Here is a 13037-nt window from a genome sequence, read left to right on the forward strand (position 1 = left end):
AATTTTGGGAATATGTGAACGATGACGCAGGACGAAACTCAGACGCTGAGAAATACCGCCGTAGAGCCCGAGGAAAAAGGATTTGATCGGGCGGCGTTGCTGTCAGTTGGCGGCATCGTGGCGGCACTGGGCGCGGCAACCTGTTGCGTGGTGCCTTTTGCCTTGTTCTTCGCCGGCATCAGCGGCGCATGGATCGGCAATCTGACTGCCTTCGAGCCCTATCAGCCTGTGTTCGTCACGATCGCGCTCGCCTGCCTCGGCTATGGCTTCTATCTCGTATACCGCAAGCCGAAGGCCGCGGAATGCGTCGAAGGCTCCTATTGCGCGCGCCCGTCGTCCCACCGGAACGCCAAGATCGGCCTCTGGATCGCAACGGTCCTCATCGTCGTCGCTGTGGGCTTTCCCTACGCTGCGCGCTTCCTCCTTAACGCCTGACCTGAAGGAAATCCTCATGAAAATCCTACCCCTCGTTGCCCTCACCGTATCGCTGCTTACGAGTGTTCCCGCCTTTGCCGCCGAGCAGACGGTGACCTTGAATGTCGCCAACGCCACCTGCGAACTTTGCGGCCCGATCGTGCAGCGGGCTCTCAGCGACGTGCCAGGCGTACTCGATGTCGACGTGTCGGAGGCGATTGGCGCGGCAATCGCCAAGGTGCGCTTCGATGACAGTCAGACGAATGTTGAGGCGCTGATCACCGCAACCAGCAATGCTGGCTATCCCTCCAGCCTTTCGCAGTAGGGAGGCTCAGCATGACTGATGGAAAGTTCATCGGCTTCGGCGTCGTCGCGCTTCTGGCTATCACCTGTTGCGCCGCCCCATTTCTGCTGGCTGCTGCGGGCTCTTTCGTGGCTTACGCATGGTTCGCGGCAGCGGGCCATATGCAGGTCCCGATCGCGCTCGCTGCCATTGGGGTAGCTGCATTTTACCTTTACCGGCGCAGCCGTTCCGGATCGGCGGCGGATGCCGCTTGCTGCGGATCGCCGACAGAAAACAAGGAAGAATTGAATGTGTGAACACTGCGAACCCACTTCGAACAAAGGCAATGGCCGTTACGATCTCGTTGTCGTCGGGGCCGGCTCGGCCGGATTTTCCGCCGCAATCACGGCCGCCGAACAAGGCGCGCAAGTGGCCCTTGTCGGGCATGGCACGATCGGCGGCACCTGCGTCAACATCGGCTGCGTGCCCTCGAAAGCCCTGATCAGAGCCACGGAGGCCGTGCGTCACGCCAATGATGCGGCTGCCCGTTTTGATGGTGTCGAAAGCGGTGCGCGGGTGGTCAATTGGGCCGCCCAGATCGCCCAGAAGGACGCTTTGGTTTCCGCTCTGCGACAGGCGAAATACGCCGATCTGCTGCCGGAGTACAACAACGTGGTCTATCGCGAAGGGCAGGCCCGTCTTGTAGACGGCGGTGTCGAGGTGGCAGGCCAGCGGCTCGCCTCCGAACGGATCGTCATCGCGACAGGCGCGCGTCCAGAACTGCCGGAAATTCCGGGGATCGCCGACGTATCGCCGCTCGACAGCACGACGGCGCTCGCCCTGACCGAACTGCCGCGTTCGATGATCGTGCTCGGCGGCGGCTACATCGGCTTGGAGCTTGCCCAGACTTTCGCGCGGGCCGGTGTCGCGGTGACGCTCGTGTTCCGCAGTCGGCTTCTGCCGGAGGCTGAACCCGAAATCGGGTCTGCGCTTGCTACCTACCTGGCCGACGAGGGCATCCGGATCGTCGGCGGCATCAGCTACGAATCCGCCCGCAGGACCGATGACGGCGGCATTGCGCTCGCCATCGTGCGGGACGGTCGTCCGGAGACCCTGACGGCCGAGCGGATTCTTGTAGCGACGGGACGCCGCCCGAACACCGAGGCCCTCGGGCTCACTGAGGCCGGCATAGACTTGTCACCTGCCGGTGCCATCGTCGTTGACGACCGCATGCGCACCTCGAAGACGGGGGTCTATGCGGCCGGAGACGTGACCGGCAAGGATCAGTTCGTCTACATGGCTGCCTATGGCGCAAAGCTCGCCGCCAGGAACGCCTTGAACGGCGACGGCCTGCGCTACGACAACACCGCAATGCCCGCTGTGGTGTTCACAGACCCGCAGGTGGCGAGCGTCGGCCTGACCGAAGCGCAGGCGCGCGCCGCCGGACATTCGGTTCGCACTTCCGTCCTTTCCCTCGACAATGTGCCGCGGGCGCTGGCGGCGCGCGACACACGCGGCCTGATCAAGCTGGTGGCGGACGGAGCAAGCCGGAAACTGCTGGGGGCGCACATTCTCGCGCCGGAAGGTGCCGACAGCATCCAGACGGCCGCGCTGGCTATCCGTGGCGGCCTGACGATTGACGATCTGTCGGAGACGATCTTCCCGTACCTGACAACCGTCGAAGGTTTGAAGCTTGCGGCTCAGACCTTCGACAGGGACGTGAAAAAGCTATCCTGCTGCGCGGGTTAAAGGTGAAAGGGAAACGGGTGCTTGCTCAAGTTGTAGCATAGACGGAGCGGGCACCTCATCCCTGACGCGCATAATGGTCACGGCATCGTCGGTGCCTTCTGGCCAAGCTTGATGATCAGCGCTCCGATTGTTGCGTGCCTCGCGTCGAACTATGCCGCCAGAACCGACGCTCTACGGAGCAACAAGGGAGGGATAGAGCGGTGCAACAATGCTGCCAAGTGTAGCGAAACGGGCCGACCACCAAAGCAACAAACGGTGTCAAATCATTGCTGCAACACCTTGTCCCGAGGTCATCCTCCGGAAACCATTGCAACGCATGGCGATCGGCTCACTCACTCACCCAGCTTCACTGCCGAAACCGCACTCTTTGGAACTAAGCCATTGATATCGCTGAATATTTTAGATTCGGATCAATTTGCGCAGAATTGCTACCATTGTCACGGATTTTCCCGACTGTGCTTTGCCAACGATGATTCCTGTTTTAGGCACAGGTGGCGTTCCAACGCTGTTCTTTCTCATTTCTTCACCGTTCCAAAAAGGCGAGACCCTTGTCAGTCGGATTTAGTGACCGAACGCTTCCTTGAGCGATAACAGGATAGGCAATCTCGACCAGCTCGTGATCGAGAAGCAATCTCAATCGACCCCACGGCAAATCTCGATCTTCACCGCGTATGATTAGCGTCAAGTCCTCTTGCGCTTCCCGGCTTTGGCCTTCAGTCATCGGCCTGACTGCATACCGATTATGATCGGTCATGCCGCATCTCCTCTATTCCAGGACCTCAAACATCGACCGCGGAACGAAACTCCGGGCCTCTTTCATCGTGATCCAACCTTCGTCGACAAGCTTCATAGTCGATTGGGCGAGCGGTCGCGCAATAACCTTGTCAGATTTCATTCCCTCCTTGAGGAGCTGACGCACCACAGCGGACCAGCCGTCGATTGGCTTATCCAGAAATCGGTCGCGAACATCATCATCGAACACGAGGAATTCGCGGACCGCAAAGCGTTTGGTGCCGTCCGTCGTGCGGATAAGATGTTGAGCGATAAAGATCTGCAAGGAGCTGATCAGGTCGAACGCTCGCGCGGCCTGCTCCTCCGCCGGAAATTCCATCGCCATGCGCCGTAGCCCCTCGGCTACGGAGCCCGCGTGCGTGGTCGTGTTGACGATATGCCCCTGAATGCTTGCAGCGATACAGCCGCTCATCGAACCATGATCGCGTGCCTCACCGACATTGATGATCGCCGGCGCACGCCGAAGTGACGACCAGATTCCGGCCGCGAAGGTAGGAAGGTCACGCCCCTCCCCGATCTCCGATTGGCCGATCAAGCTCGCGGAAACGCCCTGCTCGCTGAGAATATCGGAGAATGTGAATTCGATCGGCGCCTGAAAGTCCACGATCTTTCGCGGATTTTCGTGGTTTTCGAGATGATGACGGGTGATTGCAGCCATCGTTGTCGATTTTCCATGGCCCGTCCCGCCCGCAATGACGATGATGCCGGATTTCGGATTGAGAAACGGCCTCAACTCATTTTCGAGCTGAACATCATCGAGAGTCGGTGTACGAGACGGCAATGAGCGCATCGTCAATTCGACGCCGGAGCCGCCGTTTTTCGTAATCGGGGTTGCGTTGACGCGGAAACGATGCCGCTCATGGCGACTGACTTGGACCTCATAGGAGAAGTCGAGACAACGGCCCTGGCGCAATATGCTCGGTGCATCGCTCGATCGCCAGATGTACGACAGCAGTAGATCGACCTCTGAGCGCAGCAACATGCGCTTGGTGCCGAAATGCTGGCGAGAATTGATCTGAATGCGCGGCCGGGCTTCCGACTGGATGGTAATGTCGGACGCCCCGCGCTTGCCGGCGCCGACGATGAATGTGTCGAAGATCTCGGGCGAGGAATCGAACCGCGTCGGCTCTTCCTTCAGGACCGGTACGAAGGAATCCGTTGGCTTGAATGGGGTATCGTCCAGACGCGTTTCGTCAATCATCTGCCTCGCCTATAGAACCAATAGCCAGCAACCACGGCAATCAGAGCTACGACGATGAAAAGCCCGCCATATCCCCCTTCCTGCTTGCGGAGGCCGAGGGGGTCAGCAGGATCGACCGTGCTTGTCTGGCTCGAAGTTGAGTTTCCGTTCATTTGGAGACCTCGAATCTCCGAGTGATCGGTTTCCAACGCCTCGGGTCGGAAACGAACGTCGCGGCATTCTCGATCTTCACCCGGCGCTGGCCGATAAACAGCTCTTCCGGCGTGCCCTTGGCACGAACCTCGCTCGACGTCACTACAAGGCTCTTGACCAGGCCAGCATCGACCAGACGCCGATATTCGACCATGCCCAAATAGTCGCGGCGAAGAAGGTTCATGTTTTCCTTCAACGCTTCCTCGGCCTGCATCCGTCCCTGCCGCCAGCCTTCAGCCATATAGCGGTCCCAAATCTTTCGCTCTTCCTTTCCAGAAGGAAGGAACTGGTCTGAGGGATCAGGGGTCTTATCGACGCCGATAACGAGATAATCGCGCCAGCTCGGTATCACGGCCACGAGGCGACCGGGCTTCTCGATGCGGTAATATTCATCGGCCGCAACGCTCTCGCGGCCGCCGTCCGTGATGGTGATCGCTTCCTTGGCCCTGCTCACGACAGGAGGAACGACATAGCCCGCCTCTTTCGGTGCCTTGTAGACCACATCATTGAAATTGAACTCTTGCGAAAGCCTCGACGACTGCGCCTCAAGCTCTCGCAGGATCTCCCACGAACGCCGCTCATAGGCGGCCTGCGCCGCATATGAGAGCGCAGCGTCGCGCAGCGCCGAATACCGCTCTGCATCAACGGCGTTCGCGCCGGTCCCGCTGCGCGTCTTACGGGCAAACTGCTCGTAAGTCATAGGCGCGGTCGTTCCGCCCGTTAGGTTGTCCACTCCGCCAAGGGTTGGAGGTGGAGGCGGTTCGTCCGGATTCGATGTACCGGTCGTGGTGCAACCGGCCAGGGCGACAGAGACGGACAGTGCGGCAAGGATTGTTGGAAACTGCTTCATAGCTTGGTGTCGTCCAGGTGCGGGACCGGGCTTTTTTCAGGCCGGGCGTAGTGGATGGTCATGACGCGTGCGAACTGGTCAATTTCCAGCCATGCGCGCCCTTTTCCTTGGCCGAAAGCTTCCCGCAACAGACCAAGAAGCGTCATGTCGGCCCAATGGACCGAAACCAAGATTGGAGACCCTGAACGTTCTCCATTCGCCCTAACGGAATAGCCGGCCATGCGGGCCGCTTTCCGTGTGATATCATCAAGTGTTCCGTTCCAACGAGCATGAACCGGCTGTAAAAGCTCTTGCCCGGCGGTCTCTGGATGCAGCCTGACAGTATTACTTGCGTGGGGCTCTAGTGCTCTCGGATATAGCGAAGCATATCGCTTTTCCTCATTCACAGTCGCCAACGACGAATCGAGATATTTTCTAACCGATAGAGTATCGAAATTCTCTTTCTTGTTCGCGCAGGCACTCAACAGGAATGCCAGAGCTACAATTACTGAGTTCCGCATCAAAAGTCGCCTTGTCTCTCATTATGGACAAGCGATCAATGGAATGATCACCCTCTCAAAATCAGTCCTACCCAATTTGACGGATTTTGCAATATACAGCATCACCAAAAGCGACCATTTCCTACAATCTTAATGCGAGATTCCTTCGCCCCTCTCCCGGCCACGCACCTGCTGCTGCTCATGGCTCATTTCAATCTTTTGCGCCTGTTGAGCCGCCTGCACGGTCGTCACAAGCTGGTCAGCTTTCGCGTACCCGGCTGCGAACGCTTCAACCCGCTCCTGATCAGCACCGGGCATCGCCTGGGCGAGGCGATCGCGATCAAGCTCATTTGTTCCCGGCAAACCGAACCGGTCGCGAACTGTCTCGACAAACCGGCGCAACTCACCCATTGCCTGCTGATCATCCGCCGATCTAATCAACGTCCCTAGACGATCTGCAGGCGTTCTCTCGATACGACCGACAAGCTCGCGTGCAGCCTGCGAAAGATCATCAACTGGCTCCCGCATCAGGGTACGGAACCGCTGCTCGTCCTTGGTCAGATCATTCCTCAGATTGCTTCGAACCTGGCCGTAATCCTGCAAGGCCGAGATCGCCGGCGAGACCGCTGCCAGCGCCTTCTCTCGCACGCCGTCATTTCGGCCGAACATGCTTCTGCTGCCGTGAAGCTCGCCAACAGATGCTGGATTATCCCGAATGGACTGCGCGAAATCGGCGACTAGAACCCGCCCGTCATCTATCCGGTTCCGCAGCGCAGAAAGCACGGCTTCAGGCCGCTGCCAGACGGCTGCAACCGCCGTCTCGAGACGGCGTGTTGCTGATTGCATGACCGGCCGGGTTTCCATCCGTGCCGCAACCGTCGCCTCGATGCTATCGCGCCAGTCGGAGATTGCTGCAACAAGTGGCTTTTCTGGTGTCGCAAACATCGCCTGCCTCCTTTCATACTGTTCGACTACCAGCCTCTCTTTCGCTTCGCTGTTGAGCGTCTGCGCGAGTTCGAGGCGCGTGAGATCCTGACCGGCTTTCTGCCCGGCATGGATCAGCGGCCAGTTGTCGATGAAAGCCTCTCGAACCGACTCCGGTAATAGCGACTGAACCTGATTGCGATCGTCGGCGCCGAGATCCGGACCGATGGCAACGACAGTCGCTTGCGGAATAATGGAAGCAATTTCCCGATTGAAGCGCTGAAGATCCGTGGCGGCTGAACCGTCCCTTAATTCATATCCAGCACTCGTGAACCAACGCCGACGTGCTCGATCCGTATCGGAGATTTGGGCATGTCCTAGATTATGCTCCAATCGGGAAAGGGCTTGACGAACCGCAGAAGTCATTTCGGGGAATGTGATGTCCGGAACCGTTACGACCTGCCGCTGTGACGGTTGATATTCCGGCCGATGTTCGGCGGCTTTGCCCTGTTGCTGCTCGGGCCGAATGACATGGGCGAATTTCTTGCCAATGGCTTCCAGCCGCTCGGCAACCTTCGTGAAGCGCTCTCGCAATGCCGCAAGCTGATGACGGAACATATCCCCAATTTCGCTGAATGATGGGATGCCGCGCCGTTCAGCAAATTCCTTCACGCTCAGACGGTAATCGTCAGTCCGTTCATAAGCGAGAGTGGTATCCTTCATGCGATCGCGTGAAAGTGTGTCCACCAGCTTATCCAGAGTTCTGAATTCATCGGAACCTGCATAAAGGGTCGCACTGTCTCGATGCCGGCTCATCGCCACATACGTCATGTGCGCGTCCATCGTCGGGCTCGCCAGAACGTGGGCACGATCGACCGTCGCGCCCTGACTCTTGTGGATCGTCGCTGCGTAGCCATAATCGATATTCGCGTAACCGTTCTGTGCGACGGTGACGCTTCGGCCGTCAAACAGACCAATCACGAGACGGCCGCGACTAGCCTCCTCTACATTGCCGAATGAACCGTTCTCGACACCAAGTTCACGGCTCTTCTCCAGAAATACGATACGATCCCCAACCGCAAACTGACGCTGGCCCCGATCAGTCCGGAACCCATGTTCCTCCTGAAGACCGCCTCCCTCTTTGATAACGTTTCGGGCAGCCATATTCAGAGCAAGGACATCGACATTGCGATGCGCAAGCATCAACACATCGACGCCGGCCTCCCAATCACTCCGCCAATTGCCGATCAAAGAATTCCGAGCCGATGCACTGTCAGATTCGAGCTGGACGAGATCATGTTCGACGTAGCGCCCGATCGCGTCCGCGGTATTCCCCTTGCCGAATTCAATAGTCGCATTCTGCATCCATTCTTCGCGCTGGCGGCGAACGCCCGTAAGCTCGATATACCCTGCGTCATCGGCAATAGCCCGGAAGGCGGCACCAGCTTCAATCGGCTGCAACTGGCGCGCATCACCGAGTAAGATGAGCTTCGCTCCGGCTTCTTCCACCGCAGAAACAAATCGCTGCATCTGCGCTGAACCGACCATGCCTGCTTCATCAAGTACGAACACATCGCCCGGCCCCAACTGGCGAAGGCCGTTCTTCCAAGACGCCTCCCAGGAGGCAAGTGTGCGGGATTCAATGCCTGCACTTTCCTGCAAGCCGACTGCAGCCTTGCCGGCCAACGCTCCGCCTACGACACGTCTCCCCTCTCCCTCGTAAACCGCGCGTACAGCGTTCATCACAGTCGATTTGCCGGCACCTGCGTAACCGACCATGACGGCGATACCCGCCTTTTCAGTTAGGCGAGAAATGACAACCTTTTGCTCTGGATCGAATTTGAAACCGGCACGTTTCTCAACCTCTGCGACAACCTTATCAGCGCTCTTCTGATTGACCGCAAAACCGTCCCGACCGACTAGCGACCGCGCAGAAGCGATCATAGTTCGTTCGGTATCGAGCACTTCCGTCGTTGTATATTTTGCGCGCTCAATGATCTTGTCTGTCATAGGATCGAAGATCGGTGATGCGATCATCACCTGATTTTCAAGCGCGCCTACGCGGAGGAACAGCGCCTGAAAATCCTCGTAGGAATCGGTGTAGCGATGGACTGTTCGCGCAACGTCGCGCTCATCGAAGACAGACTTTTCAGCGGTGATCAGCTTCAGGATGATGGAAGGATCTGCCATCACCTGCTGGCGGCGTGTCGCTTCGATCTCTGCATTGATCTCTATGCGATCCGACTTCACCCCTTTCCGGTCCATCCCCTCGGCGGTAGGCCCGCGGTGCATGGTTGGTTCGATCGCAATTCCCTGCTCTGAATAGGAGCGGTGGTCAACACGAATATCGAACCCGTGTGAGGCAAGATGATGGTTCTGCACATCCGCCCATGCTTCTCTCAGTGCAGGGATGAGCTCCTTGTCTCCGGCGAACTGGCGATAGAGGGCATGGCCGTTCTTCGAGAATTTCGGCTCACCATTCTCATCAACCGCGCGAACATTTTTTGCTCCAAATCCCTCATCTGTCAGAGGCCGCAAAGCGCTCATGATATGAACGTGCGGATTGCCCTTGATCTCGTGATACGCCCAATCCGCCACGACCCCCTTCTTTGAAAAGTTCTCCTCCACGAATTCGCGGACCAGGGCAATGTTCTGTTCTCGCGAAAACTCAATGGGCAGGGCAAGTGTCATTTCACGAGCAAACTGCGCGTCCTTCCTGTTCTCGGATGCCTCAACTTTATTCCAAAAGGCCTCCGACGCCTGAACCGGGGAAAGGTTCGCGAGAGCCTGCGCCCATTCCGGCGCATTAGCTGGTATCGCGAATTCGCTGTGAACGTTTCCCTTCTTGTTGGAAAAATCATAGGACCGTTCATAGGTCTGATTAGTCATGGCGGCGCAATGGCGATATGATGCTGCTGCGACCGCGCTTTGCCCGGTCGCCCTGCTTAAAACCTTCGCATGAAGATGAAATATCGCCATGCGAACACACATAACAAGCAGGTATCGACTTGTCGATACATAAGTGCGCCCTTACAATCGGAGCGCTGCGCGGCTCCGAACGGGACTGACAATGCGTTGGCTACGCCAACTCGTTGTTTTTCTCTGTGTCTCGCTATCGCTCGACCGCTTATCGAGTGGAAATCAATCTTGCCGTATAGAGCAACTGGCGGTATCAATGACGAGTGTACAGCGCAACAACGGAGGTTATTCGTGGCTCGCACATCAAAGGTATCGAAGATCCAAGACGAGATTGCACGTCTCCAGCAGCAGCTAGACGCTGAGCGTGCAAAAGAAGCTGAAAGGTTGGGAAGCCTAGCGGTCAAAGCCGGCCTCGCTGACGTTGAAGTCTCCGATCGCGATCTGCTCAAGGCTTTGAAAGAGGTGGCCGAGCGATTTCAACAAACACCCGCCGAGTGAAGCGGGAAGCTTAGCGCTCCTGCTTGGGAAGCGACAAAGGGAGTATCGAGACAAGATGGCGGCAAATCGGCAAAAGGATGCGCATGAGAAAATCATGCTTGGTGGGCTCGTCGTGAAGGCAGGTCTTCGCGGTGAGAACCCCGCCTTCATCCTCGGTGTGCTGCTGACTGCTTTTGAGCAAAAGGATAACGAGAAGCTTCGCATTGCGATGATCGAAAAAGGCAGGAAGGCATTTGAGAAATGATACGGAAACCGCCTGAACCTGCTGTTGGAGTTCTCGTTATCACTGCTATCGTGGCGGCGGTCATGACGCCGCTCTTGTGGTACTTCCGTTTCGTAAACCCATCATGGCCTACGGCGAACGGTCATTTCGTCCAACTCTCATTTTCGCAGGCATGGGATTGCCTGACGATATGGAAATGGGGCGCTTGCCGATCCCATCTTGAAGCGATCGGAAGCCCCCTCGCCGGCTCAGCTATTCGCAACCAGGTAGTGGTTATTGCGCCTCTTCTAGTCGCTCTCGCCCTCCTCGGAGTATTCATTTTTCAGAAGTGGCTCGTGGTTCGGCAACGCATCATTATCTCGGGAATGGTCGTAGAGGGAATGGACGCTTTGTTGCGTGCTGCTCGTTACGAGCAGAAGCACAATCGCTATCCGAAGACTCGCGGAATCCATATGTTCAATGGATGGCATTACACGCTCCCTCGCGAGACAAATCACACATTCATCCTTGGCGCTCCCGGGGGTGGCAAGACGGTAACTTTTCGTCGCATGATCGGCTCCGTTGTCGAACGCGGGGACAAAGCTATCATCTTCGATGAGAAGGGTGACTATACCCGCATAACACCTCCATCGGTTCGTGACGGAAAAGAGGTTCCTCCGCTTCTTCTGGCGCCACAGGATGACCGTTCGGCGGTTTGGGATATTGCGGCCGATTTGATCGTGTCACAGGACGCTGTTGAATTGGCGCAACGTATCATTCCCGATGACGGACATCCGTTTTTTACGCAGAGCGCTCGCGCTGTCCTCGCCGGCTGCGCTATCAAGCTGATGGCGGAAAAACCGAAGGAATGGACATGGCTCGATCTGCTCAATGAAACGCGTCAGGATCAGGAAAAACTGCTCCGGATCATGCTCAAGTATCAGCGCGGAGCCGACATATTTTTGACCGCCGATTACAAGCAGGTCATGTCCACTCTCGGACAGCTCGAAACGAATATGCGCCTGCTCGAAATGCTGGCGACGGCATGGCCGACCTATGAGGGAAGGCAGCGATTCCGGTTGCGTGAATGGCTGGTCAACAAGACCGATCAGAGAACGGTCATTGTCCAGCACTCCGGTCGATATGCCGAACTGTCTGACGGCTGGATCTCCGCGCTTTACGCGGTCGCAGTCTCTACGGTAACGGACAGTAACCTGCTTTCAGACCATGACCTGCGCCGTATATGGTTCTTCCTTGACGAATGGGGTCAGCTTCCTGAAATTCAGGATTTCGAGCGCTTCGTTACTCTCGGTCGGTCCAAGGGGGTCTGCGCCGTACTCGGTCTGCAAGACCTGTCACAGATCGCCAAAAACTACGGACAGGAAGTCCTCGACGTCCTCATAGCGTCTGTTGGCACGAAGGTCATAACTCGTATCAACTTTGGCCCCACAGCCGAACGCATGGAACGTGACCTGGGCGAGACGACATTCTATGAGTATCGCCGGGACATGATGACCGATGGCACGACGAAATGGTTGAAGGAAACGCATCGCGCCAGCCCTATCGAACGATCGGAATTCAGCACGGAATTAGGCGTCGATGATAAAGGTGTGACCGCCTTCGTTACCGGAATCGGCAAGAACGTCTATCAGGTCAAATTCCCCTTTCCTGAAGACGCAAAGGATCATCGCCCATCGAACGTTCCGGCCGAGTGGACCTACACCTTTAAACCAACCGGCACCTTCACCAGTGACGCCGATATCGACGTCTATGTGAAGGCGGTTCTTGGAAAGAACTCCCCTCCGCCACGAGGTGCGTTGCCTTCGACCGAAGATACCGAACAAGAGGACTTGCCGCTTGAAGAAGCCTTCAAAGCGGCGGCCGCGGCCGCACGCAAAAATGCGAGTGCTCCGGCACATTCTGAGGAGGCCGGAGACAAGCCCGAACAGGTCGATCTTTTTGAGAAGTACCGCTAGTTGCCCTAGTGGTAGGCCTCCATATCGGACGCCGCCCGCACATCAATCGACACGTGCTTTATGACATTCCCGTCCTTGTCTTTCGCGACAAGCATTTTGGGATTGTAAGCATAAACGCCGTTGTAATTGACGCGATAGATCACGCCGATCTTTTGCCAACGCTTTTTGGCGCGCATCACTGTATCTCGAAAGACTTCGAGTTTAGCCGCCAACTCGTCATTTGTCGGAGTTGTCCCATCCGCTCGCGGATTTAACACCAACTCCCTAAGCATCTTAGACCAATGCCTGTTTTTTGGAGGAGGGTTATCCGCGAGTTCTGTCAACCAAGAGAGATTCACGCCGGCTTCACCCGGTTTTATTTTCTCTGGTTCAGGTGGGCCGTCAAACGTTATTACCTTTGAGATGCCCTTCATCTGTTCCGCCAGTCTGTCGTTCCCACGTTCGATTTTATTTGGTGCGCTTATTGGTGTACTTTTATACAAGAGAACGTCCTAACCGTTATCATCTCCTTAATGGAGTCAATGTTTTGCTCCATCCAGCAGAATCATTTCACAATGA

Annotated in this window: 14 protein-coding genes; 7 read left to right on the top strand and 7 right to left on the bottom strand. The window is 56.8% G+C overall.

Features of this window, described 5'->3' with window-relative positions; genetic code table 11:
• Nucleotides 1–21: 21 nt before the first annotated feature.
• Genes LJ361_RS23135 through merA form a run of 4 tightly spaced genes read left to right on the top strand, consistent with a single transcriptional unit; the run spans nucleotide 22 to nucleotide 2446 of the window.
• Nucleotides 22–435, top strand: a complete 414-nt coding sequence (locus LJ361_RS23135) for a mercuric transporter MerT family protein (RefSeq protein ID WP_142174824.1) — start codon at nucleotides 22–24, stop codon at nucleotides 433–435.
• A gap of 16 nt (nucleotides 436–451) precedes the next feature.
• Nucleotides 452–739 (top strand): cation transporter, encoded by a 288-nt coding sequence (locus LJ361_RS23140; RefSeq protein ID WP_142174825.1) that lies wholly within the window; start codon nucleotides 452–454, stop codon nucleotides 737–739.
• An 11-nt stretch (nucleotides 740–750) separates the two neighbouring features.
• Entirely contained in the window at nucleotides 751–1014 is a 264-nt protein-coding gene (locus LJ361_RS23145) for a hypothetical protein (RefSeq protein ID WP_142174826.1), read from the top strand.
• Complete coding sequence (merA, locus tag LJ361_RS23150) at nucleotides 1007–2446, top strand: mercury(II) reductase (RefSeq protein ID WP_142174827.1); 1440 nt, start codon at nucleotides 1007–1009, stop codon at nucleotides 2444–2446. The genes LJ361_RS23145 and merA overlap by 8 nt, the downstream gene beginning before the upstream one ends.
• A gap of 523 nt (nucleotides 2447–2969) precedes the next feature.
• On the opposite strand, the gene LJ361_RS23155 is transcribed toward merA, so the two are convergent.
• The 6 genes from LJ361_RS23155 to traA all read right to left on the bottom strand — a co-directional run bounded on the left by LJ361_RS23155 (nucleotide 2970) and on the right by traA (nucleotide 9875).
• Nucleotides 2970–3200: a hypothetical protein gene (locus LJ361_RS23155; protein ID WP_113732134.1), complete on the bottom strand. Its 231-nt coding sequence runs from the start codon at nucleotides 3198–3200 to the stop codon at nucleotides 2970–2972.
• 12 nt (nucleotides 3201–3212) lie between these two features.
• On the bottom strand, nucleotides 3213–4439 hold the full coding sequence (locus tag LJ361_RS23160) for a type IV pilus twitching motility protein PilT (RefSeq protein ID WP_264813635.1): 1227 nt from the start codon (nucleotides 4437–4439) through the stop codon (nucleotides 3213–3215).
• Nucleotides 4436–4591 (bottom strand): hypothetical protein, encoded by a 156-nt coding sequence (locus tag LJ361_RS23165; RefSeq protein ID WP_264813636.1) that lies wholly within the window; start codon nucleotides 4589–4591, stop codon nucleotides 4436–4438. The genes LJ361_RS23160 and LJ361_RS23165 overlap by 4 nt, the downstream gene beginning before the upstream one ends.
• Nucleotides 4588–5481 (bottom strand): type IV secretory system conjugative DNA transfer family protein, encoded by an 894-nt coding sequence (locus LJ361_RS23170; RefSeq protein WP_113732132.1) that lies wholly within the window; start codon nucleotides 5479–5481, stop codon nucleotides 4588–4590. Before LJ361_RS23170 ends, LJ361_RS23165 begins: the two co-directional genes overlap by 4 nt.
• A complete protein-coding gene (locus LJ361_RS23175; RefSeq protein ID WP_113732131.1) occupies nucleotides 5478–5981 on the bottom strand; it encodes a DotD/TraH family lipoprotein in 504 nt (167 codons plus the stop codon). The genes LJ361_RS23170 and LJ361_RS23175 overlap by 4 nt, the downstream gene beginning before the upstream one ends.
• 129 nt (nucleotides 5982–6110) lie before the next feature.
• Complete coding sequence (gene traA / locus LJ361_RS23180; RefSeq protein ID WP_113732130.1) at nucleotides 6111–9875, bottom strand: Ti-type conjugative transfer relaxase TraA; 3765 nt, start codon at nucleotides 9873–9875, stop codon at nucleotides 6111–6113.
• 219 nt (nucleotides 9876–10094) lie between these two features.
• On the opposite strand from traA, the gene LJ361_RS23185 reads away from it, so the two are divergent.
• From LJ361_RS23185 to LJ361_RS23195, 3 genes are all read left to right on the top strand, one after another.
• On the top strand, nucleotides 10095–10301 hold the full coding sequence (locus LJ361_RS23185; RefSeq protein ID WP_157803361.1) for a TraC family protein: 207 nt from the start codon (nucleotides 10095–10097) through the stop codon (nucleotides 10299–10301).
• Between the two features lie 55 nt (nucleotides 10302–10356).
• Nucleotides 10357–10545, top strand: coding sequence for a conjugal transfer protein TraD (locus tag LJ361_RS23190; protein WP_100560295.1), 189 nt, complete (start codon nucleotides 10357–10359; stop codon nucleotides 10543–10545).
• A gap of 314 nt (nucleotides 10546–10859) precedes the next feature.
• Nucleotides 10860–12479 carry a type IV secretion system DNA-binding domain-containing protein gene (locus tag LJ361_RS23195; RefSeq protein ID WP_264813637.1) on the top strand — a complete coding sequence of 540 codons (1620 nt, stop codon included), beginning with the start codon at nucleotides 10860–10862 and terminating at the stop codon, nucleotides 12477–12479.
• Nucleotides 12480–12484: 5 nt separating this feature from the next.
• Here the strand turns inward: LJ361_RS23195 and LJ361_RS23200 are convergent, their stop codons facing one another.
• A complete protein-coding gene (locus tag LJ361_RS23200) occupies nucleotides 12485–12961 on the bottom strand; it encodes a hypothetical protein (protein WP_146617407.1) in 477 nt (158 codons plus the stop codon).
• Between the last annotated feature and the right edge of the window lie 76 nt (nucleotides 12962–13037).

The sequence above is a fragment of the Brucella sp. JSBI001 genome (assembly GCF_026014005.1).
Lineage (GTDB): Bacteria > Pseudomonadota > Alphaproteobacteria > Rhizobiales > Rhizobiaceae > Brucella > Brucella anthropi.